Genomic DNA, 22,251 nt, shown 5'->3' on the forward strand with positions numbered 1-22,251 from the left:
AATCTCCTCTCAAAAATAATTATTATATCAGCAAAGGAAATCATAAACTGCTTCCCTTTGCTGAGACAAAAATTGTCCCAGTTTAAAGTCTAAGTGTGTGTACTTAACCCATTATTTGCTAAGACCATCAGTTGGTTTCAATTCACCATTCTTGATTTGTTCTTTAGCTTTTACGACTGCATCCTTAATATCTGAAGGGAGATTAGATGTTACGATGTCAACACCGCCATCTTTGATACCATAAGTCTTAGTTTTACCACCTTCAAATTTCTTGCCTTTAACTTGATCGTTAGCAATGTCTTTAACGACTGCACCAACTTGTTTGATTGTTGAAGTCAATACAAAGTTAGATTTTTTATTGTCTGAAGATGTATAGTTTCCTTCTGCTGATTGGTCGCGGTCAACACCGATTACCCAAACCTTTTTATCGCTATCAGCGCTAAGTTTTTCATTAACCTCTTTAGCGGCTGTGAAGACACCTGTACCAGTTCCACCAGCTGCTTGATAGATAACATCTGCGCCTGAAGCATACATTGTTGAAGCAATAGTTGAACCTTTGGCAGCATCAGAGAATGACTCAGCATATTGAACTTGAACATCAATATCAGGTTTTACAGATTTAGCACCTGCAGTGAAACCAGCTTCGAAACGTGTAATTGTGTCTGATTTTTGACCACCGATGAAACCAACTTTGTTTGTTTTTGATTGCATTGCTGCGGCAATACCTGCAAGGTAAGCTCCTTCATTATCAGCAAACAATACGCTTTCAACGTTCTTTTGGTCTTTAACTACATCATCGACGATAACGTAATTAATTTTCTCGTTATCTTTAGCTGATTCTGAAACAGCATCGTGAAGTGCAAAACCAACACCAAAGATAAGATTATAATTTTGGTCTACAGCTGATGACATGTTTGTTGCAAAATCAGATTCTGAGTTTGATTGGAAATATGTGAAACCTGAATCTTTTTCAAGTTTGTTAGCTTTACCCCAAGCTTGAAGACCTTCCCATGCTGATTGGTTAAATGATTTATCATCAACACCACCAGTATCTGTAACAATTGCAGCTTTAACTTTCGAATCAGCTGCTGAACCACCTCGTCCACCACGAGCACAGGCCACAAGACCAAGTGCTGCTACAGCAACAAGGCCAATTCCAATAATTTTCTTGTTCAATTTCATCTTGAACACTCCTCCTATAACTTGCAAGAAAACTTGCTTAATAAAGAATAAAACAACTAGACTATTGTAAGTCTGTAAAAGAGTATGGTAACAACTCTCCGACTGTCATCTCGACTGTCGATTTATCTTTAGCGATAAGAATCACTTTAGAATCAGATTCAAAAAATTCAACCATCACTTGGCGACATGCACCACATGGTGATATAGGCTCTTTGGTATCACCGTAAACAGCGAGACACTCAAAATCACAGTATCCTTCAGATACCGCTTTAAAAATAGCCGTTCTTTCTGCACAATTGGTCAACCCAAAAGAGGCATTTTCTATATTGCAGCCTTGAAAGATTTCTCCATTTTTTGTAATCAAAGCCGCACCAACTCTAAACTTAGAGTAGGGAACATAGGCATTTTCTGCTGCCAATCGAGCTGCTTCTATCACTTTATCTTTGTTAGTAACTGTCATGGCTTTCTTGACCTTTCGTAATGGCAACTCCAGACGAAGTACCAATACGGGTTGCCCCAGCTTTGATAAAGGCTTGGGCAGCCTCAAGTGTACGAGCACCACCTGATGCTTTCACTCCCATAGTTGGGCCAACGGTCTCACGCATGAGTTCAATATCCTCAATGGTAGCCCCACCAGTAGAGAATCCTGTAGATGTCTTCACAAAATCTGCACCTGCTAGTTTTACTAATTGGCAAGCTTGGACTTTTTCTTCATCAGTTAAGAGACAAGTTTCAATGATTACCTTTACAAGACTTCTTCCACTAGCTTCAACAACAGCTTTAATGTCGTCTTCAACTAATTTAAGATTTCTAGATTTAAGAGCACCAATATTGATAACCATATCAATTTCATCAGCTCCATTAGCAATAGCATCCTTAGCTTCAAAGGCCTTGACAGCTGATGTAGAAGCCCCTAAAGGAAAACCAATTACTGTACAGACGTTAACAGAACTGTCTTTCAAAAGTTCTGCTGCAGTCTTTACCCAAGTTGGATTAACACAAACACTCGCAAATTGATATTTCTTAGCCTCGTCAATTAAGGCATAAATCTGTTCCTCATTAGCGTCAGCTTTTAATAAAGTATGATCAATATAGCTATTAACAGACATAAAAAAACTCCTTAATTAGATTGAGATTAAGTCCTAAGAAATAATTTTCAATATTTCATTTGGCTTTTTACACACTCTACCAATAATAACATTTTTTTTGAATTCAGTCAGCATTTTTTCAGATAAAATTTCTTGGCTATAGACCTTAGCGATAAGGTCTCCTTGAGCTACAGAGTCGCCAACTTTCTTTTCAAAAACAATTCCGGTTTCATAATTAAGACTGTCAGTCTTTGTAGCACGACCTGCTCCTAATTGCATGGCAAACTTCCCAAAAGCCATAGCTGGAAGCTCCTCTATGTAACCAGCTTCATCTGCATGAATTTCTGTCATAATAGGCGCATTACTACAACGATAAAGATCCTCTATATCACCGCCCTGAGCTAGAATGAGCTCTTCAAACTTGGCAAGTGCTTTTCCACCAACTAGATGCTGACGAATTTCTTCTGGGCTAACCTCAACCTGTGCTAAATCCAATAAAATTTCGGCTAGCTCGCAGATAAAGTCAGTGATATCCTCACGACCCTTACCCTGCATAATTTCAATCGCCTCAGTGATTTCTAGACGGTTACCAATAGCTTTACCTAGTGGTTGACTCATATCTGTAATTACAGCGATTGTTTGACGATTTACTTCGCGACCTAGTGCAACCATAGTCTCAGACAACTTCTCAGCATCTGACATGTTTTTCATGAAAGCCCCTTGACCAACGGTAACATCCAGCAAAATCTTATCAGCACCTGCTGCAATTTTTTTAGACATGACAGAGCTTGCAATTAGAGGAATAGAATCTACTGTTGCAGTCACATCACGTAGAGCATACAAGAGTTTATCAGCCTTAACCAAATGTTCCGACTGACCAATAAGAGAAATCCCAATTTCTTTAACCTGGTCAATAAACTCTTCCTTGCTACGTTCAACCTGATAACCTTTAATAGACTCGAGTTTATCAATAGTTCCGCCTGTATGACCAAGACCACGTCCACTCATTTTAGCTACTGGCACTCCAAAACTAGCTACAAGTGGCATGAGAATAATGGTTACTTTATCACCAACACCTCCGGTCGAATGTTTGTCCACCTTAACACCTGGGATTTCTGACAGGTCATATTGTTCACCCGAAGCAACCATTTCTGTCGTTAAATCATGGATTTCACGAATAGACATACCTTGATAGTAAATAGCCATTGCCAAAGCAGCTATCTGATAATCAGGTATTGCTCCAGAAACGTAGCCATTAATGAGATAAGTAATTTCTTCTGTGGTTAATTCTCCAGCATCTCTTTTCTTTTCAATTAAATCAACTGTTCTCATACCTTTTCACTTCTTAGGATATAATATCCCTTGTCCTTCTTTACAACTTCAGCATTTCCAAACACTTCCTCCATCTTAGCCTTAGCTGACGGAGCTCCTTGTTTTTTCTGAATCACTATAGTTAAAGTACCACTTAGATTGAGATGGTCGTAGGCTTCCTCAATAACTTGATGAACCACTTTCTTACCAGCACGAATGGGGGGATTAGAAATCACATAATCAAAGCTTCCTGTGACATTCTTATAGATGTTGGATTGAAAAATAGTAGCCTCGACCTTATTGCGTTCGGCATTCTGTTTAGCCAAATCTATAGCCCTACTATTGATATCAATCATAGTGACTTTGACTCCTTGAACCTTGGCTAAACTGATACCAAGAGGGCCATAACCACAACCTACATCAAGAACTGTCTTTCCAGCCTCTAAATCTAAAGCGTTCAGAAGTACTTGACTTCCAAAATCAATCATTTTCTTAGAGAATACTCCAGCATCCGTATAAAACTGGAAACTTTCTCCTAATAGATTTACTTTTAAATCATGAATATCGTGAGCCGCATCTGGCGTCTCAGCATAGTACATTTTTGACATAATTTTCCTTCTAAATAGTCCTTTTCTTTTATTCTAACAGAAATATAAAACTAAGGCTAGTTAAATGGTAAGGCTTACATCTCGAATCCTTTTTTGATATAATGGAACTTATGTTAAATGAATTTATCAATTTTGAAACTATATCTCGGAACGATTGGCAAAGATTCTATCAAGAAGATCAAGTATCATTAACCTCAGAAGAACTAGAATCCATTAAGAGTTTAAATGACAAGATTGACGTTCAGGAAGTGAGGGACATCTATCTTCCTTTAATCAATTTGATTCATATCTATCAGCGAGCTGCAGAGGACCTCACCTTTTCAAAAGGTATTTTTTTGCAAAAAACACAGGCTAACAGACCTTTTGTTATTGGTATCTCAGGTTCTGTTGCAGTCGGAAAATCAACAACCAGTCGCCTTCTGCAACTACTTCTTCAAAGAACCTTCCCTAAGACGAAGGTTGATATGGTGACAACAGATGGTTTTTTATTCCCAAACCAGGTCCTCATAGATAAGGGAATACTTAATCGTAAAGGCTTCCCCGAATCCTACGACATGCCACTACTTCTCAATTTTCTAGATACCATAAAAAATAGTGGGGACGTCAACATTCCTGTTTACTCACATGAAATTTATGATATTGTACCAGGACTTACTCAAGAAATTAGTCAACCAAATTTCCTAATTGTTGAAGGTATTAATGTTTTTCAGAATCCCATTAACCAACGTCTCTATATGAGTGACTATTTTGATTTTTCTATCTATATTGATGCTGACGTAAAAAATATCAAAACTTGGTATCTTGAACGTTTTCAAACTCTTCTTGAACTTGCTCGAAAAGATGAAAACAACTATTACCATCGTTTTACCAAATTTACAAAAGAAGAAGCACTTTCCTTAGCGCAAAAAACTTGGGAAGAAATCAACTTGGTAAATCTAGAAAATTATATCGAGCCTACACGAAATCGTGCAGAGCTTATTCTTCATAAAGGTGATAATCATAAAATCGACCTCATTCATTTAAAAAAATAGAAAAAGCTTGCCAAGGGACCTAAAATAACGTATAATGACATAGTTAGATAAATTTGGAGGTGAAAACATTGGCAAATATTAAATCAGCTATCAAACGCGCTGAACTTAACGTTAAACAAAACGAAAAAAACTCAGCTCAAAAATCAGCTTTGCGTACTGCTATTAAGGCATTCAACGCTAACCCAACTGAAGAAGCTTTCCGAGCTGCATCAGCAAGCATCGATAAAGCCGCTTCAAAAGGTTTGATTCATAAAAACAAAGCAAGCCGCGATAAATCACGTCTTGCAGCTAAATTGGCTAACTAATTGAAAACTCCAGTAGGAGTTTTTTTCTTGTCATAATATCATAAAAATCCTGCTAGCCTATTGTTAGCAGGATTTTTATTTATTCATTAGACTCCGGTAATTTTAACTTCAAAAATAGTCCCCTTCGGCTGATTATCCTTGACAATTATCGTTCCTTTAAGAGCAAGAACAATCTGTTGTGCCAAAGATAAGCCCAACCCAAAACCACCTTTTTGTCTAGTTCTAGCTTTGTCTACTCGGTAGAAACGATCAAAGATTTTTTTCTTATCTTCATCTGCAATACCAGGGCCATTGTCTGCCACTGTAATATAAAGATGACGATCATTAGTACGAACGGTGAAAGTCACCTGGCCATCATCTTCTGTATATTTGATAGCATTATCGAATAAAATTGTCATGAGCTGCTTCAATAGAGTCTTATCAGTTTGGATTGAGCGCCCAACCTGATTTTGAGCAGTAAACCCCTTTTCACTTTCTTCAGCAATCATAGCATAATTGGTAAAGACTGTATCAAAGAAAGAAGAATCTAAGGTTTCAATTTCTGGTTTAATACCATCATCACGACGAGCCAAATTCAAGAGATTGGTCGTCAAAAGACGCATATTTCGGACTTCATCAAGACTTGAAGCAATGTTTTCTGAATTATCTAAAATGGTACTTTCAGGCTTACGGAAAAGCGCCTCTAGTCGGTTTTGAATCACAGCAAGTGGCGTACGCAACTCGTGGCTAGCATTCTCAACAAATGCCTTCTGCTTCTCCAGACTTTCCTGTATAGGCCGTCTTGACCATTTTGCCAAATACAAACTAGCTACGATAGATAGTAGCCAAAAAAAACTCATCATAATGACAATTAGTTTTACATAACGTTCAGTGGCTTCTTCTAATTGCGTCGTATTGATTGCAATAACAAGGTACTTAGCATCAGGATAGAAATTATTATCTACTTTTTCAGTAATCAAGCGATAATTTTCTGTTTGATCAAAATAGTTCTGAGCACTTCCCTTACTGATAACATCAATATTATTTTTATCTATTGGTAGATTGGATAAGCTTGAAAATTTATCAACGACATTGAGGACCTCTCCATTCTTATCAAGTACTAAGACACTGGTATTAGCAGCAACAGATAAATCATGTGGGGCATCTTCCATCTTTGATTTCTTCTTAGATTCTTTCTTAGAGCCACTCGAGTCAGGTGTTTCAGCTGTAGAACTTTTAGTATCATAAGCCTGATAAATGGTTGTCGTATTATTTTGATTTACCTCAGAGGTCAGAAATAGTTCCCGTTTTAGCATTTCCATTTCTAAATAAGAATTGGTCTTAGTCGCTGCCATTTTCAGACTAGAGTCAACATTGGAATAAACACCGTAACTCAGAATCTGCAAAATCATAACAGTCATGATAAGGAAAATACCAGAAAAAGTTGCAAAGAAATGGATGAAGGACTTAAAGCCGTCTGACTTGATTCTCATGAAGAGATAATTGAAACATTTAGTCAGCATTCTTCAAAATATACCCCACACTTCTTAAGGTTTGTAGGTTGGTAGCAAAATCTGTCCCCTTAAGTTTCTTACGAATTTTCGAAACATAAACTTCAACAACAGAGATAGTAGTGTCACTATCAAATCCCCAAAGACGATCAAAAATTTGCGACTTAGGCAAGATAACGTTTTGATTTTGTAGGAAGTAGACCAATAAATCAAATTCTTTACCAAGAAGTTCTACTTCTTTATCGCCTACATAGGTTGAATTTGTAGCAAGATTGACACGAACATCTCCAAAAGAAAGAGTATTTTGGTCAAATTTACCAGAACGTTTCAAAAGTGCTTGAATACGCATCTTCAATTCTTCTAAATAGAAAGGCTTGGTTAGATAATCATCAGCTCCGAGTTCGAAGCCATGCCCCTTATCGTCTAGACTTTCCTTAGCAGTCATGATAAGAACAGGAGTCGTTATTCCTTGCTCTCGCAATTCTTTAAGAACTGTAAAACCATCTTTTTCAGGTAACATTAAGTCCAAGAGAATCAAATCATAAACACCACTTTCAGCTTCGTAAAGACCTTCATCTCCATCAAATACTTGCATCACATCCGCAAAGTCATCTAAAAAATCAAAAACTGAGTTTGACAAACTCAAATCATCTTCTACTAGTAAAATTTTAATCATAGTTATCCCTCTTGCTAGGTGTAAAACCTAGTCATATATCTCTCTAAGTCATCCTATTATATCGAAAATACACTTAATCTTCTAGTGCATTAATTTCTTTCCTTTAGACTCAGTTTACCTTATTTTCCTTAAGATTTTCATAAATGGAGCAAAAAACAGCACCTACAGGCACTGCTTTAAAGAAATATTCATTATTAGAACAAACCAACTGCTGTTCCATCTTCAGCAACATCCATCTTGAGGGCCGCTGGGGCTTTTGGAAGACCTGGCATGGTCATAACATCACCTGTGAGAGCCACGATGAATCCAGCACCTGTTTTAGGAACAAACTCACGAATAGTGATATCAAAACCTTCTGGTGCTCCAAGCAAGAATTGGTTATCTGAGAAACTATATTGTGTTTTAGCCATACATACTGGCAATTTATCCCAACCAAATTCTGCAAACTGTTTGAGTTGATTTTTAGCTTTTTTCTCGAAGACAACTGATTTACCACCATAGATTTCAGTAACAATTTTAGTAATCTTTTCTTCCAAGCTGTCATCATCTGAATAGAGACGTTTGTAATCAGCATTGCCATTTTCAACAGCATCCACTACTGCATTAGCAAGATCAATACCACCATCAGCACCATTAGCCCAAACGCTAGCCAATTCAACAGGAACATCGATTTCTTTACAAAGTTCTTTAAGAGCTGCAATTTCAGCTTCAGTATCAGCAACAAATTCGTTAATGGCAACAACAACTGGAAGACCGAATTTACGAACATTTTCCACATGACGTTTCAAGTTTGCGAAGCCATCACGAACGGCTTGAACATTTTCCTCAGAAAGGTCAGTTTTAGCAACACCACCATGCATCTTAAGAGCACGAAGTGTAGCAACAATAACGACAGCATCTGGAGTTGTTGGGAGGTTTGGAGTTTTAATATCAAGGAATTTTTCAGCACCAAGGTCTGCACCGAAACCTGCTTCAGTGATCGTGTAATCTGCCAAGCGAAGTGCTGTAGATGTAGCTAGAACTGAGTTACATCCGTGAGCGATGTTGGCAAATGGACCACCATGTACCAAGGCTGGTGTGCCATAAATTGTCTGTACCAAGTTAGGTTTGATGGCATCTTTTAGAATAAGTGTAAGCGCACCTTCAATTTCAAGATCACGTACATAAACAGGTGTACGGTCATAACGGTAAGCAACGACAATGTTAGCCAAGCGTTCTTTAAGGTCATTGATATCAGTAGCCAAGCAAAGAATTGCCATGATTTCAGAGGCTACGGTAATATCAAAACCATCTTCACGTGGAATACCATTGAGTGGACCACCAAGACCAACTGTCACATGACGAAGAGCACGGTCATTAAGGTCAACGACACGTTTCCAAATAATACGACGTTGATCAATACCTAGGGCGTTTCCTTGATGAATATGATTATCAAGAAGGGCTGACAAGGCATTATTCGCTGTAGTAATAGCGTGCATATCACCTGTGAAGTGGAGGTTGATATCTTCCATTGGAAGAACTTGAGCGTAACCACCACCTGCAGCACCACCTTTAATCCCCATAACAGGCCCAAGAGATGGTTCACGAAGGGCAATCATTGTTTTCTTACCAATTTTGTTAAGAGCGTCTGCAAGACCAATTGACATGGTTGATTTACCTTCACCTGCTGGTGTTGGATTGACGGCTGTTACCAAAATCAATTTTCCTGGTTTGTCGTCTTTGACTTCATTGATTTTATCAAATGACAATTTTGCCTTATATTTTCCGTAGAGTTCCAAATCGTCAAAGCCGATTCCAACTTTTTCAACTACTTCTGTGATTGGTTTTAATTCTACACTTTGAGCAATTTCGATATCTGTTTTCATGAGACACTCCCCTATATCTTTCTATGTACTATTATAACAAAGATCAATAAAAAACGCACCATTTTTAACGAATTACTTTTCAATGTTCGGTTTTTGTTTAACTATAGAAAGTTATAACTTTATTTTATAGGGGACATGTCTCAAAAACACTTATTATTGTTTACTAAAATTTCAATTTTTAGTACAATACTACTATGAAAATTTTGATTACATCAGGTGGTACCACTGAAAAGATTGATGCTGTTCGTGGAATCACAAATCATTCAACAGGTTATCTAGGTAAGGAAATCGCTGAACTTTTCTTGGCCAAGGGTCACCAAGTTACCTTAGTTACTGCAAAGACTGCCGTTAAACCTGAACCAAAAGAAAATCTAAAGATTACAGAAATTACCAACGTAGACAGTCTCCTAAAAAGTATGGAGCCACTTGTCAAGGAGCACGATGTCCTCATCCATAGTATGGCTATCTCTGACTATACTCCAATTTATATGACGGATTTCGCTGAGTTGGAAGATACGGAAAACCTCAGCCAACTCTTACATAAGTCTAACACTGAGAGCAAAATATCTTCGACTTCGGATTATCAGGTTCTTTTCCTTAAAAAGACACCAAAGATTATTAGCCTGGTTAAACAATGGAATCCCAATATTCAGTTGGTTGGCTTCAAACTTCTCGCAAATGTCAGCAAAGAAGATCTTTTCGAGGCTGCTCGTACCAGTCTTAAACGCAATCAAGCAAACATTATTGTGGCAAATGATTTGGGTGAGATTACTCCAAATCAACATATTGCTTATCTAGTTGACGAAAAGGGTGAAGAGAAAGTTACAACTAAATCTGCAATTGCTCAAGCTTTATTTGAAAGGATATGCCATGACTAAACGTATCATCCTTGCTGTTTCCGGCTCAATTTCCGCCTATAAGTCAGCAGACCTGACAAGCAAACTAAAGAAAAAGGGGTATGACATCCACGTCATTATGACTGAGGCTGCTCAAGCCTTTATTACACCTCTGACCCTTCAAGTTCTTTCTAAGAATCTGGTTCACACCGATGTTATGGAAGAAAAATTGGCTGAAGGTATTAACCATATTGACTTAGCTAAGGAAACTGATCTCTTTATTGTTGCCCCAGCTTCAGCAAATACGATTGCCAAATTAGCACACGGCATGGCTGATAACATGCTAACTGCTACGGCTTTAGCTTTACCTAGCACCACTCCCAAATTAATTGCACCAGCTATGAATACGAAAATGTATGAAAATCCATTGACTAAGAAGAACTTAAAGACCTTACAAGAGGTTGGCTACCAAGAAATTCTTCCAAAATCTGGCTTACTTGCATGCGGAGATACAGGTCGTGGCGCTCTAGCTGATATTGCTGTCATTATTGAGTCAATCGATAGTGCTTTAACAAGAAAAGGAGTTTATGATGAATAAAAAAAATAAAGCCAACCAAACGGCACAATTGGCTCTATTAATAGCCACAATGGTCGTTATTGAAGTACTCAGTCAAACTATCTTTGCTGCTTTTGTACTTCCAATCAAACCAACCTTAACTCATATCCCAGTCATTATTGCTAGTATCGTCTATGGTCCTAAAATTGGAGCATATTTAGGCGGTTTTATGGGAATTATGAGTATTATTCGTAACACTATCATCTATTCAGTAAGTAGTTATCTTTTTAGTCCTTTTGTTGAAGGGGGAACTTGGGTATCTGCTGTCATTGCAATTGTTCCTCGTGTTTTAATCGGTATTTTCCCTTACTTTGTCTACAAGTTAGTTCAAAATCGTATAGGGTTGACGCTATCTGGTATTTTAGGGGCTTTTACAAATACATTCTTTGTACTTCTTGGTATCTACTTTCTAATCCCTAATTTCTACTCAGCAGGTGGAAAAACTCTAATGGCAACTATTTTCACTACAAACTCTGTTGCTGAAATGGTTATTGCTGGCCTATTAACACTTAGTATCACACCCGTGCTACTTCGATTGAAAAAATAATAAAGAAAAACATGGTAATTACCATGTTTTTTTCCTTTAATTGTGATATAATGTAAGCGTTTATAAATATAAAGGAGATTGATATGTCTTACACTGAAAATTATCAAAAATGGCTCGATTTCGCTGAATTGCCTGCTTACCTTCGTGATGAGTTGGTCGCAATGGATGAAAAAACGAAAGAAGATGCCTTCTATACCAACCTTGAATTCGGTACAGCTGGTATGCGTGGATTGATCGGTGCTGGTACTAACCGCATTAACATTTACGTTGTTCGCCAAGCAACTGAAGGTTTGGCGCAATTGATTGACTCAAAAGGGGAAGAGGCTAAAAAACGTGGTGTTGCGATCGCTTACGATAGCCGTCACTTCTCTCCAGAGTTTGCCTTTGAATCTGCTCAAGTTTTGGCTGCACATGGTATCAAATCTTATGTATTTGAAAGTCTTCGTCCAACACCTGAATTGTCATTTGCTGTTCGTCACCTCCACACATTTGCTGGTATCATGGTAACAGCTAGCCACAACCCTGCTCCATTTAATGGATACAAGGTTTACGGTGAAGACGGTGGACAAATGCCACCTGCAGATGCCGATGCATTGACAGATTACATCCGTGCTATTGATAATCCTTTCACTGTCAAATTAGCTGACCTCGAAGACAGCAAGGCTAGCGGTCTCATCGAAGTCATCGGTGAAAATGTTGATGCTGAATACCTAAAAGAAGTTAAAGACGTTAACATCAACCAAGACTTGATTAATGAGTACGGTCGTGACATGAAGATTGTATATACTCCACTTCATGGTACTGGTGAAATGTTGGCTCGCCGTGCCCTTGCTCAAGCTGGGTTTGATGCTGTTCAAGTCGTTGAAGCTCAAGCGGTTCCTGATGCTGACTTCTCAACTGTTAAATCTCCTAACCCAGAAAACCAAGCTGCCTTTGCTCTTGCTGAAGAACTCGGTCGTAAAGTAGATGCCGACGTATTGGTTGCAACTGACCCTGACGCAGACCGTCTTGGTGTTGAAATTCGTCAACCAGATGGTTCATACCTCAACCTTTCTGGTAACCAAATTGGTGCTATCATCGCCAAATATATCCTCGAAGCTCACAAAACAGCTGGTACTCTCCCTGCTAATGCTGCCCTTTGTAAATCAATCGTATCAACTGAATTGGTTACTAAGATTGCAGAAAGCTACGGCGCAACAATGTTTAACGTCTTGACTGGCTTCAAATTTATCGGTGAAAAGATTCATGAATTTGAAACACAGCACAATTACACTTACATGCTTGGTTTTGAAGAAAGCTTCGGTTACCTCATCAAACCATTTGTACGTGATAAAGACGCTATCCAAGCCGTTCTTATCGTTGCGGAAATTGCTGCATACTACCGTTCACGTGGTATGACATTGGCAGATGGTATCGAAGAAATCTACAAACAATATGGTTACTTCGCAGAAAAGACAATTTCAGTTACGCTTTCAGGTGTTGATGGTGCTGCAGAAATCAAGAAAATCATGGACAAATTCCGTGGCAATGCTCCTAAACAATTCAACAACACTGATATTGCTAAAACAGAAGACTTCTTGGAACAAACAGCTACTACTGCTGACGGCGTAGAAAAATTGACAACTCCTCCAAGTAACGTTTTGAAATACATCTTGGCTGATGATTCGTGGTTTGCCGTTCGTCCTTCAGGTACAGAACCAAAAATCAAATTCTACATTGCAACAGTTGGAGAAACTGAAGCAGATGCTAAAGAAAAAATTGCGAATATCGAAGCAGAAATCAATGCTTTCGTAGGTGAATAATATTTAAGACTTAGAGCTTAGCTCTAAGTCTTTTTATACTGACAAAACTTAGATTACGGAGACAAGCTATCTTTTTTACTACTAAAACCAAGAGACCACCTATAGATTAAACTATAGGTGGTAGTTTTATGATTCAATTATAGAGAGCTAACTTGTGAATGATGCTTAAACAAGGAATGAGTAGCTCCATGAATATGACGAGCAGTCTCTGCATTATTCATGGTGTAGAGGTGAACGCCTGCAACATCTTGCGTAACAAGATCTACAATCTGGTCAATAGCATAGGCAAGACCTGCCGCTCTAAGTGACTCAGGATCATGCTCATACTTATCCAAAATGGCACGGAACTTACGTGGTAAATGAATATTCTCACAAGTCTTAAGCAAACGTAGGGCTTGGTTACGATTCAAAATAGGCATAATACCCGCATGAATTGGTACATCAATTCCAGCCAAGGTACATTTATCTTGAAAATCATAGAAACGTTCATTGTCAAAGAAGAGTTGAGTTACAAGGCTAGAACAACCTGCATCAACCTTTTTCTTAAGGTTTTGGATATCAGAGATTTGATTTGGCGAATCTGGATGCCCTTCAGGATAGCAGGCACCGATGATATCAAATTGAGGAGCTTCTTCCTTAATAAACTCAATCAAATCAGTGGCATATCTAAAGTCTTTAAGAGGTTCCACACCAGGAATGATATCGCCACGTAGGGCTAAGATACGGTGTACACCAACAGCATCCAAGTCACGTAAGGTATCAGCAACCTTTTCTTTACCCAAATAGATAGCCGGAAGGTGGGCAATCGTTGGGATGGCTAGGTCATTTTGAATATGATCTGCCAAAGGAACCGTCGTCTCTTTGATATTATATTTGTTATTACTAGCTGTCACACTAATAAAGTGTGGAGCCAATCCTTGCATATCCTCAAGGGCACGTAGAATTTTTTCGTTACCTACTGCAGGGTTAGGTGGAAAGACTTCAAAAGAGAGTGATGGTGTTTGGCTTGTCATATTTTATACCTTCTTCTTTTTAGATTTTTGTTAAGACGAAAGCTGTTTTAAGTGCCTACTGACTTCATAAGTAGAGTACACTTGTTAATCATAGCCTGCTTACAAAAATCTTTAGAAAATTATTCGCTATTGAAAACCTTCTACACTTAAAGAAGAAGGTCTTCAACATATGATAACTTCTGCTTATAAGTTTTCGCGAGCTGCTTTTGCAGCTTCTACAAGCTTGATCAAGCTTTCTTTAGTTTCTTTGATTCCGCGAGTCTTCAAACCACAGTCAGGGTTGATCCATACTTTACCGCTTGGTACTTTAGCCAAGATTGCTTCGATAGTGTGGTCAATTTCACCGTCTTGTGGGACACGTGGTGAGTGGATATCGTAAACCCCAGGTCCAACTTCTGTTTGGAAGTTTTGAGCTTTAAGTTCATCCAAAATTTCAAGATTTGAACGACTAGCTTCAAATGAGATAACGTCTGCATCCAAGTTGTCGATGGCTGGAATGATATCTGTAAATTCTGAGTAACACATGTGAGTGTGGATTTGTGTATCAGGTGCTACGGTAGAGTGTACCAAGCGGAAGGCTGGAATTGCCCAGTCGAGGTAATCTTCATACCAGTCACTACGACGGAGTGGCAATTTTTCACGAAGAGCAGCTTCGTCAATTTGGATAATTTTAACGCCTGCAGCTTCAAGATCAAGCACTTCATCTTTGATTGCAAGAGCAATTTGAAGAGTTGAATCCTTGATAGAGATGTCTTCACGTGGGAATGACCAGTTAAGGATAGTAACAGGTCCAGTCAACATACCCTTAACAGGCTTGTCTGTACGGCTTTGTGCGTAGCTAGACCATTTCACAGTGATTGGGTTAAGACGAGTCACATCACCCCAAATGATTGGTGGTTTAACCCCACGCATACCGTATGATTGAACCCAACCATTTTTAGAGAAGAGGTAACCTGACAAGTTTTGACCGAAGTATTCAACCATGTCGTTACGTTCGAATTCACCGTGTACAAGTACGTCAAATCCAACTTCTTCTTGCCATTTAATCCATTCATCAGTGATTTCAGCAAGGAAAGCATCGTATTCTTCCTGAGACAATTCATTCTTACGGAAAGCCAAACGTTTAGCACGAACTTCCTTAGTTTGAGGGAATGAACCGATAGTTGTTGTTGGAAGCAATGGAAGTTTGAAAGCATCTTTTTGAATCGCTTCACGTTCTGCAAATGCTGGCAAACGAGTGTAATCAGCTTCAGTCAAGCCTGCAATACGGGCACGAAGTTCAGCATTTTCACCAACACGCTCAGTCGCGAAGAGTTCTTTGTTAGCAGCAAGGGCTTCTTCACCTTGACCATTACGGATAGCATCCAAATCACGCAATTCGTCTAATTTTTCAACTGCAAAGGCAAAGTGGTTCAAGATAGCTGGTTCAAATTCTTCGTTAGCAGTTGTAAATGGTACATGAAGGAGTGAGCAAGATGTTGTCAAAACAACATTTTCAGCTGGCACTTGTTCAAGAATTGCAAGACTCTTCTCGTAGTTGTTACGCCAGATATTTTTACCATTGACGATACCGGCATAGAGAGTCTTATCAGCTGGGAAACCACCTTTAACCAATTCAAGTGTTTTCTTACCTTCAACAAAGTCAAGACCAATACCGTCAACTGGCAAGTTCACAAGGTCATTGTAGATATCACGAACGTCACCAAAGTAAGTTTGGATCAAGACTTCAAGACCTTTTTTATCAGCCAAGAGTTTGTTGTAAAGGTTCAAGAAGAGAGCTTTTTCTTCAGCTGTCAAATCTTTAACAAGGGCTGGCTCATCGAGTTGAATACGAGTAGCTCCAAGCTCTGCCAAGTTTGCAAAGACTTCTTGGTAAGCTGCCACAAAGCTGTCTACAAAGTCTTCTGCTTTCACACCATCTTCAAAGTCAGATAATTGAAGGAAAGTAAATGGTCCAACTACAACTGGACGTGTGTTAAGACCCAATTCTTTAGCTTCTTGGAACTCATCAAAAATCTTGTGACCAGCAAGTTTAACTTCTGTTGTTTTTTCAAATTTAGGAACGATGTAATGGTAGTTAGTGTTAAACCATTTTTTCATTGGAAGGGCACGTACATCCCCTTTTTCACCTTGGTAACCACGCGCCAAAGCAAAGTAACGTTCAAGATCTGTCAAATCCAAGTTTTGAACTGAAGCAGGCACGACGTTGAAAAGGAAGGCCGCATCAAGGAAGTTATCGTAATGAGAAAAGTCATTTGAAGGAATTTCAGTAATACCTTTTTCTTTAACAATATTCCAGTGTTTTGCACGCAAATCTTTAGCAGCTGCTAAAAGTTCGTCTGCAGTAATTTCATTTCTAAAATATTTTTCTGTAGTAAATTTTAATTCTCGGAATTCACCCAAACGTGGGAAACCAATGATAGTAGTTGACATCTTGTGTCCTCCTCTTTGTTGTTGAATTAATCTTACCAAAGAAATAAATGTCTGTATAATTGTTATTAGTTTCCTATTTATATAGTTTTAAACTATACCCTATAAAATAAAGGCTTTCTAGTCTTGTTTTCTTATTTTAATTAGATATCGGTATAGCTAATAACTATATAGAGAGGTTATAAGGTTACTTTTATCAAAAAATCCCTAGACTTTTATCTAGAGATATACCTTACTTTTTCTTCTTTAATATTTAGTGATCAACTCATCTATGTTCACTATTGCGTAGTAAAGTCATAAAATAAGGTGTTTTAATCATAACTAAATCTTGATCGTGCTAATTACTCGTTCTTGAAGCCAAGAAGACGTATAGGACATGTTCTCACTGTTATAACTATTCCAAATAAAATATCCCAAAATCACCAAGACAACCAAGAAACATATTCCCAATACTGCTAACCAAATGATTTGCTTCTTTAAACTATTATACTCACTCATATAACCATTATAAAGTTTTATAAGCTCGTCTCTCTTTTTATTGCTTGACTCTTTTGCAATAGCAATCTCAAGCTCGTACATTTGATGTTTCCAAGAATTCCGCTTGGAAGTCACTTTTTTCAATTTTTTATTTGAAAGACTACTGTTACCTTTCTCAAATTTATTTTTGTTTGTCATATTTCCCTCTAAAATCTTCTTTTAGTCCATATCATTATAACATATGTAAAACTATCTGAAAAGTTCATTTTTTTGGCTAAAATTTTAAGAAAGAGAATTAAATCATGAAAAAGAACCAGAGGCTATCTTCTTATGTTATACTCTATGTATGCATAAGAAAACTGTTATTGATTTTAAGGAACTTGGTGTCAGACAAATCTTTACAGACACCATTAAAGAACTAAAAACAAAGGACATTAAGGAAGTTAAGCATCTTTTAGCTGAAGTCGAAGCCTATCAAAATCAAGGCTATTATGCAGTAGGTTATGTTTCCTATGAAGCTGCCCCTGCCTTCGAGACAAAATTTGAGGTTATTGATGGTCCATTAATGTCCGAGTATCTCCTCTACTTCACTATTCATGAATCTGTTCAAACAGAGCCTATTCCACTTACTTATAAGCCAATTACCTTACCAAAAACTTGGCAAGAACTAACTTCAGCTGAGGAATATAGGGCTGCTATTGAGCATATACACCACCATATTCGTCAAGGTGACACCTACCAGGTCAATTATACCGTCCAACTTCAACAGAACATCACAGCAGATCCATTTGCCATCTACAACCGATTGGTTGTTGAGCAAAATGCACATTACAATGCCTTTATTCAACACGATGATGTTTCCATCATTTCCGTAAGTCCTGAACTCTTCTTTAAAAAAGATGGTGATGGATTGACCACACGTCCTATGAAAGGGACAACAAATCGTGGCTTGACAACTGAAACTGACCTCAAACAAGCACAATGGCTAGCTCAGGATCAGAAAAATCGTTCTGAAAATATGATGATTGTCGATCTTCTTAGAAATGACATGAATCGTATTTCAAAAATAGGAAGTGAAAATGTAAAAAGCCTTTGCCTGGTTGAACAATACTCTACCATTTGGCAAATGACTTCGACTATTGAAACGCAACTCCTACCAAACAGCAGTTTAGGTGACATCTTCCAAGCTCTTTTTCCTTGTGGATCTATTACAGGAGCACCAAAAATAGCTACTATGGCAATTATTAAAGACGTCGAAAAACAAGCTCGAGGCGTCTATTGTGGAGCCATTGGTATTTTGCTACCTAATGGACCGACTATTTTCAACGTAGCCATCCGAACACTTCAAATGCAGGGAAACAAGGCTATATATGGAGTAGGCGGTGGAATCACCTGGGACAGCAAATGGGAAGCTGAATATGAAGAAACAAAGCAAAAGTCAGCTGTTCTATACCGTCAAAATCCTAAATTTGATCTTATCTCAACTGGACGAATTCATCGAGGTAAACTGCTCTTTCTTAAGGAACATCTCAATCGTCTACAAGAGTCCAGTCGCTACTTTTCTTATCCTTTCAATAAAGAAGAAGTTCAAAATCAAGTAGAAGATTTGTGTCAGTCCCTTGATTTTGACACAGACTATCGTTTAAAAATGTCCCTTGCCAAAAACGGTGAACTTACATTTGAACATAACCAATTAACAGGTTTAGCTGATGTTTTTTGTCAAGCAAGATTAGTTGAGCAAACACATCCTTTGGATAGCCCCTATACCTACTTTAAAACAAGTTATCGACCACACATTAGTTTAGAACCTCATGAGCAAATCTACTATAATCAGAAGAAAGAACTTTTAGAAACTTCTATCGGTAACCTTGTTCTTAAAATCGAGGACCAACTCTACACTCCACCTGTTCACCTCGGACTCTTAAACGGTATTTACAGACAAAGCCTCATTGCTAATAATCAAGTCACAGAGAGAGTTTTGACTCTAGATAATCTAAAACAAGCTCAAGCCATCTATGGCTGTAATGCTGTGAGAGGATTGTATGAGTTGAAGGTGGATATCTAAAATATGGATTTAAAAATAGAAATTTCATTTTCTAGAAATCAAGCACTGCCTCCCTTGGTAAAAAATCAACAATAAAGTATAATACTTACTGACAGTTATTAACATTATTGCTTCTATTAGGTTTTAAATTCTTAACAATCTAGAAAGGAAAAATACGTTTAATGAAAAAATTTCAAGGTTTGACTTCTACAGAAGTTCAAGCAAGTAAAAACGCTCATGGCGATAATAAGCTCTCTAGTAAAGAGGCTAACTCGCTTCTTTCAATTTTTATTGAAGCCTTCCAGGATCAATGGATTCTCATCCTCTTGGCTGCCTTAGGATTAAAAATCATCTTCAACTTTGTTGGAATGATTTTCCCTGCTATCGGTGAAGCCAATTGGTATGAGGCTATCTCACTAATCTTCGCCATTTTGATATCTACAGGATTCTCAGCAGTCTCACAATACCGAAATGAGCAAAAATTCAACACTCTTCAAGAAGAGGCTTCAAAAACTAACGCTAAGGTTTATCGTGATGGTAAACTTAAAGAGGTTCTCGTTGATGATATTGTAAAAGGTGATCAGATTCTCCTTCAATCAGGAGATAAGATTCCAGTTGACGGTATCATCTTGGAAGGTGAGTTAAAAGTAAACCAAGCTGTCCTTAATGGTGAAAGTGAAGATGCTAAAAAACTTCCTCTTAGCGATCAAGCAGAGCCAGACTCTTCAGACCTCTTTACAGAGCTCAAAGTCTTCCGTGGTACAGTTGTTACCTCAGGTGAAGCCGTTATGGAAGCTACACAAATTGGTGATAATACCGTTCTAGGAAGCATCAATACTTCTCTTCAAGAAGATAGTAAAGATTCACCATCTAAAGAGAAACTTAACAAGCTTGCTGGTAATATCGGTGTCCTCGGTTATAGTGCGGGTGCTGCATATTCAGTGATCAACCTTGTATTAGGCTTTATTGCCCTTAATAAGGCTAATAACCTCAATGGTGGTTCAACCTTCCTTCTTATCATTGAAACAATTCTCTTTGCAGTTACAATCATCATCATGGCTGTTCCAGAAGGTCTGCCAATGATGTTGGCACTCGTTTCTTCAATGAACTCAGGTCGACTTTTAGCACAAAATATCTTGGTTCGCCATCCTGATACCATTGAAACGGCCGGATACATGAATATCCTCTTTAGTGATAAGACTGGTACCATCACAGAAGGTAAACTATCTGTAGTTGACTTCTTCCTTGCTGATGGAACACTTTATGCGGCTACTGGTGAAACTGATGCGCCTGATTTTGACACAATGTCAGATAGCCTTAAAGCTGAAATGATTAATGGTATCGGTCTTAATAACGATGCCATGGTAGCTGATGGCAGTGCTGTTGGTAGTAACGCCACTGACCGTGCACTTCTTGATTTCCTTATTGGTCGTTCTCAACTTGACTTCGATACGAATACAATTACTGAGAAGCAACAATTCAACTCAGCAACAAAATTCGCAAGTGTAACGACTAAGGACGGAAAAACTTACATCAAAGGTGCTCCAGAATTCATCCTAAATGACTGCAACTACTATCTTGATAAAAATGGTAATAAACTAAACTTTACAGATGATATTAAAGCTCGTTTTCAAGAGTTATCATTGGAACAAGCTAACCGTTCAATGCGTTTACTTGCTATCCTAAATATAGATGGTAATGATAAAGTCTTGATTGGTATTGTATGTATCCGTGATAACGTTCGTTCTTCAATTAAACAAACTGTTGAAACAATGAACCGTGCTGGTGTTCAAGTAGTTATGGTAACCGGTGACCGTAAAGAAACGGCTGTTGCTATCGCTAAAGAAGCCGGTATCGTCACTGGAGAAAATGACCTTGTCCTTACTCACGATGAACTCTCTGCCCTCTCAGATCAAAAGCTTAAACAACAATTGCCTCGCTTAAAAGTGGTAAGTCGTGCTCTTCCAATGGATAAAAAACGTCTTATTGAGGCAGCTCAAGACCTTGATATGGTCGCTGGTATGACAGGTGATGGGGTCAATGACTCGCCAGCCCTTAAATCAGCTGATGTTGGTTTCTCAATGGGTGATGGTACTGAAGTTGCTCGTGAAGCTTCAGATATCGTTATCTTAAATAACTCATTGACTTCTATTGAAAAAGCCGTCCTCTATGGACGTACAATGAGTAAGTCAGTAAGTAAATTCATTATCTTCCAGTTAACCGTTAACGTGACTACAATTGCTATGTCACTTCTCTCACCACTTTTTGGCCTCAAAGAGCCTTTTACAATTATCCAAATTCTCTGGATTAACCTTATCATGGACACACTTGCTGCCCTTGCCTTTGGTGAAGAGCCTACGCTAGATCGTTATATGAACGAAAAACCAGTTGCTAAGAAGGCAAACATTCTTACTGGATATATGAAATCTGCTATCGGTGTAGCTAGTATCTTCATTACTGTCGTATGTTTGGCCATTCTCAAAAATGTTGTAGGTATCCAAGACTTTATTACAAATGGAACTGGTAACTTTGAAATGGTAACAACCTTTACATTTACCGTATTTATCTATGCTGTCATTTTCAACTCACTTAATACACGTAGTAATGGCTTCAATATTTTTGAACATATCGGTGAAAACAAGAAATTTTCAATCGTTATGATTTCTATTGCTGTTGTTCAAACGCTTATTATTCAATTTGGTGGAAAAGTATTTAGTACTGTTCCAATGAACATTCAACACTATATCATTGCTCTTCTTATTGCTGTATTGATTATACCAGCAGATTTCATTCGAAAAGCTCTAACTAAAAACAAATAAGATCTGTTTAAAATATTGCAAATCTTCAAAGTAATAAAAAGGATTGGGTTTTACTCCCAGTCCTTTTTACAAATTTCTAAAGGTAAGCTATGAAGAAATTATAAGAGCAAT

General features: G+C 38.0%; 19 protein-coding genes. 8 read left to right on the forward strand and 11 right to left on the reverse strand.

The window, feature by feature from the left end:
- Window positions 1-111 precede the first annotated feature (111 nt).
- The 5 genes from ADF62_RS04605 to ADF62_RS04625 form a co-directional block, all read right to left on the reverse strand.
- Window positions 112-1,176, reverse strand: coding sequence for a BMP family lipoprotein (locus ADF62_RS04605; protein ID WP_172798561.1), 1,065 nt, complete (start codon window positions 1,174-1,176; stop codon window positions 112-114).
- A gap of 67 nt (window positions 1,177-1,243) precedes the next feature.
- Window positions 1,244-1,642 (reverse strand): cytidine deaminase, encoded by a 399-nt coding sequence (locus tag ADF62_RS04610; RefSeq protein WP_003097396.1) that lies wholly within the window; start codon window positions 1,640-1,642, stop codon window positions 1,244-1,246.
- Window positions 1,629-2,291: a deoxyribose-phosphate aldolase gene (deoC, locus tag ADF62_RS04615; protein WP_003097397.1), complete on the reverse strand. Its 663-nt coding sequence runs from the start codon at window positions 2,289-2,291 to the stop codon at window positions 1,629-1,631. The genes ADF62_RS04610 and deoC overlap by 14 nt, the downstream gene beginning before the upstream one ends.
- Before the next feature lie 33 nt (window positions 2,292-2,324).
- Window positions 2,325-3,602, reverse strand: a complete 1,278-nt coding sequence (locus ADF62_RS04620) for a pyrimidine-nucleoside phosphorylase (protein ID WP_003097398.1) — start codon at window positions 3,600-3,602, stop codon at window positions 2,325-2,327.
- Window positions 3,599-4,189, reverse strand: coding sequence for a class I SAM-dependent methyltransferase (locus tag ADF62_RS04625; RefSeq protein ID WP_003093879.1), 591 nt, complete (start codon window positions 4,187-4,189; stop codon window positions 3,599-3,601). Before ADF62_RS04625 ends, ADF62_RS04620 begins: the two co-directional genes overlap by 4 nt.
- Before the next feature lie 110 nt (window positions 4,190-4,299).
- Here ADF62_RS04625 and coaA point away from each other — a divergent pair, with 110 nt between their 5' ends.
- Together coaA and rpsT are read left to right on the forward strand one after the other, a co-directional pair.
- Entirely contained in the window at window positions 4,300-5,220 is a 921-nt protein-coding gene (gene coaA / locus ADF62_RS04630) for a type I pantothenate kinase (RefSeq protein WP_037621505.1), read from the forward strand.
- Between the two features lie 68 nt (window positions 5,221-5,288).
- Window positions 5,289-5,525 (forward strand): 30S ribosomal protein S20, encoded by a 237-nt coding sequence (gene rpsT / locus ADF62_RS04635; protein WP_003093369.1) that lies wholly within the window; start codon window positions 5,289-5,291, stop codon window positions 5,523-5,525.
- An 86-nt stretch (window positions 5,526-5,611) separates the two neighbouring features.
- On the opposite strand, the gene ADF62_RS04640 is transcribed toward rpsT, so the two are convergent.
- From ADF62_RS04640 to ADF62_RS04650, 3 genes are all read right to left on the reverse strand, one after another.
- On the reverse strand, window positions 5,612-7,027 hold the full coding sequence (locus ADF62_RS04640) for a sensor histidine kinase (RefSeq protein WP_003097403.1): 1,416 nt from the start codon (window positions 7,025-7,027) through the stop codon (window positions 5,612-5,614).
- Window positions 7,017-7,691, reverse strand: coding sequence for a response regulator transcription factor (locus ADF62_RS04645; RefSeq protein ID WP_003093839.1), 675 nt, complete (start codon window positions 7,689-7,691; stop codon window positions 7,017-7,019). Before ADF62_RS04645 ends, ADF62_RS04640 begins: the two co-directional genes overlap by 11 nt.
- Before the next feature lie 194 nt (window positions 7,692-7,885).
- Window positions 7,886-9,556, reverse strand: coding sequence for a formate--tetrahydrofolate ligase (locus ADF62_RS04650; protein ID WP_003097405.1), 1,671 nt, complete (start codon window positions 9,554-9,556; stop codon window positions 7,886-7,888).
- A 194-nt stretch (window positions 9,557-9,750) separates the two neighbouring features.
- Here ADF62_RS04650 and ADF62_RS04655 point away from each other — a divergent pair, with 194 nt between their 5' ends.
- The 4 genes from ADF62_RS04655 to ADF62_RS04670 all read left to right on the forward strand — a co-directional run bounded on the left by ADF62_RS04655 (window position 9,751) and on the right by ADF62_RS04670 (window position 13,357).
- Entirely contained in the window at window positions 9,751-10,434 is a 684-nt protein-coding gene (locus ADF62_RS04655) for a phosphopantothenate--cysteine ligase (RefSeq protein ID WP_003094310.1), read from the forward strand.
- Window positions 10,427-10,990, forward strand: a complete 564-nt coding sequence (gene coaC / locus ADF62_RS04660; RefSeq protein WP_003097406.1) for a phosphopantothenoylcysteine decarboxylase — start codon at window positions 10,427-10,429, stop codon at window positions 10,988-10,990. Before ADF62_RS04655 ends, coaC begins: the two co-directional genes overlap by 8 nt.
- Window positions 10,983-11,555 carry an ECF transporter S component gene (locus tag ADF62_RS04665; RefSeq protein ID WP_037621508.1) on the forward strand — a complete coding sequence of 191 codons (573 nt, stop codon included), beginning with the start codon at window positions 10,983-10,985 and terminating at the stop codon, window positions 11,553-11,555. Before coaC ends, ADF62_RS04665 begins: the two co-directional genes overlap by 8 nt.
- Before the next feature lie 83 nt (window positions 11,556-11,638).
- The gene (locus ADF62_RS04670; RefSeq protein ID WP_003094572.1) at window positions 11,639-13,357 is read left to right on the forward strand and encodes a phospho-sugar mutase; all 1,719 of its coding nucleotides are present in this window, start codon (window positions 11,639-11,641) and stop codon (window positions 13,355-13,357) included.
- Window positions 13,358-13,494: 137 nt separating this feature from the next.
- On the opposite strand, the gene metF is transcribed toward ADF62_RS04670, so the two are convergent.
- From metF to ADF62_RS04685, 3 genes are all read right to left on the reverse strand, one after another.
- Window positions 13,495-14,370, reverse strand: coding sequence for a methylenetetrahydrofolate reductase [NAD(P)H] (metF, locus tag ADF62_RS04675; protein WP_003097409.1), 876 nt, complete (start codon window positions 14,368-14,370; stop codon window positions 13,495-13,497).
- Between the two features lie 183 nt (window positions 14,371-14,553).
- Window positions 14,554-16,803, reverse strand: coding sequence for a 5-methyltetrahydropteroyltriglutamate--homocysteine S-methyltransferase (gene metE, locus ADF62_RS04680; RefSeq protein WP_003097411.1), 2,250 nt, complete (start codon window positions 16,801-16,803; stop codon window positions 14,554-14,556).
- Between the two features lie 318 nt (window positions 16,804-17,121).
- Entirely contained in the window at window positions 17,122-17,475 is a 354-nt protein-coding gene (locus ADF62_RS04685) for a hypothetical protein (RefSeq protein WP_003093771.1), read from the reverse strand.
- Between the two features lie 148 nt (window positions 17,476-17,623).
- Between ADF62_RS04685 and pabB the strand changes: the two genes are divergently transcribed.
- Window positions 17,624-19,342 (forward strand): aminodeoxychorismate synthase component I, encoded by a 1,719-nt coding sequence (pabB, locus tag ADF62_RS04690; RefSeq protein WP_048788201.1) that lies wholly within the window; start codon window positions 17,624-17,626, stop codon window positions 19,340-19,342.
- A 161-nt stretch (window positions 19,343-19,503) separates the two neighbouring features.
- Window positions 19,504-22,140: a calcium-translocating P-type ATPase, PMCA-type gene (locus ADF62_RS04695; RefSeq protein ID WP_048788202.1), complete on the forward strand. Its 2,637-nt coding sequence runs from the start codon at window positions 19,504-19,506 to the stop codon at window positions 22,138-22,140.
- Window positions 22,141-22,251 lie beyond the last annotated feature (111 nt).

It is taken from the genome of Streptococcus sp. 1004_SSPC (assembly GCF_001069025.1).
In the GTDB taxonomy this organism is placed as follows: domain Bacteria; phylum Bacillota; class Bacilli; order Lactobacillales; family Streptococcaceae; genus Streptococcus; species Streptococcus vestibularis.

What these genes read in the sequence shown, in the direction of transcription:
- ADF62_RS04610 (WP_003097396.1), bottom strand. Translation starts at nt 1,642, where the DNA reads ATGACAGTTACTAACAAAGATAAAGTGATAGAAGCAGCTCGATTGGCA.
- deoC (WP_003097397.1), bottom strand. Translation starts at nt 2,291, where the DNA reads ATGTCTGTTAATAGCTATATTGATCATACTTTATTAAAAGCTGACGCT.
- ADF62_RS04620 (WP_003097398.1), bottom strand. Translation starts at nt 3,602, where the DNA reads ATGAGAACAGTTGATTTAATTGAAAAGAAAAGAGATGCTGGAGAATTA.
- ADF62_RS04625 (WP_003093879.1), bottom strand. Translation starts at nt 4,189, where the DNA reads ATGTCAAAAATGTACTATGCTGAGACGCCAGATGCGGCTCACGATATT.
- coaA (WP_037621505.1), top strand. Translation starts at nt 4,300, where the DNA reads ATGTTAAATGAATTTATCAATTTTGAAACTATATCTCGGAACGATTGG.
- ADF62_RS04640 (WP_003097403.1), bottom strand. Translation starts at nt 7,027, where the DNA reads ATGCTGACTAAATGTTTCAATTATCTCTTCATGAGAATCAAGTCAGAC.
- ADF62_RS04645 (WP_003093839.1), bottom strand. Translation starts at nt 7,691, where the DNA reads ATGATTAAAATTTTACTAGTAGAAGATGATTTGAGTTTGTCAAACTCA.
- ADF62_RS04650 (WP_003097405.1), bottom strand. Translation starts at nt 9,556, where the DNA reads ATGAAAACAGATATCGAAATTGCTCAAAGTGTAGAATTAAAACCAATC.
- ADF62_RS04655 (WP_003094310.1), top strand. Translation starts at nt 9,751, where the DNA reads ATGAAAATTTTGATTACATCAGGTGGTACCACTGAAAAGATTGATGCT.
- coaC (WP_003097406.1), top strand. Translation starts at nt 10,427, where the DNA reads ATGACTAAACGTATCATCCTTGCTGTTTCCGGCTCAATTTCCGCCTAT.
- ADF62_RS04665 (WP_037621508.1), top strand. Translation starts at nt 10,983, where the DNA reads ATGAATAAAAAAAATAAAGCCAACCAAACGGCACAATTGGCTCTATTA.
- ADF62_RS04670 (WP_003094572.1), top strand. Translation starts at nt 11,639, where the DNA reads ATGTCTTACACTGAAAATTATCAAAAATGGCTCGATTTCGCTGAATTG.
- metF (WP_003097409.1), bottom strand. Translation starts at nt 14,370, where the DNA reads ATGACAAGCCAAACACCATCACTCTCTTTTGAAGTCTTTCCACCTAAC.
- metE (WP_003097411.1), bottom strand. Translation starts at nt 16,803, where the DNA reads ATGTCAACTACTATCATTGGTTTCCCACGTTTGGGTGAATTCCGAGAA.
- ADF62_RS04685 (WP_003093771.1), bottom strand. Translation starts at nt 17,475, where the DNA reads ATGACAAACAAAAATAAATTTGAGAAAGGTAACAGTAGTCTTTCAAAT.
- pabB (WP_048788201.1), top strand. Translation starts at nt 17,624, where the DNA reads ATGCATAAGAAAACTGTTATTGATTTTAAGGAACTTGGTGTCAGACAA.
- ADF62_RS04695 (WP_048788202.1), top strand. Translation starts at nt 19,504, where the DNA reads ATGAAAAAATTTCAAGGTTTGACTTCTACAGAAGTTCAAGCAAGTAAA.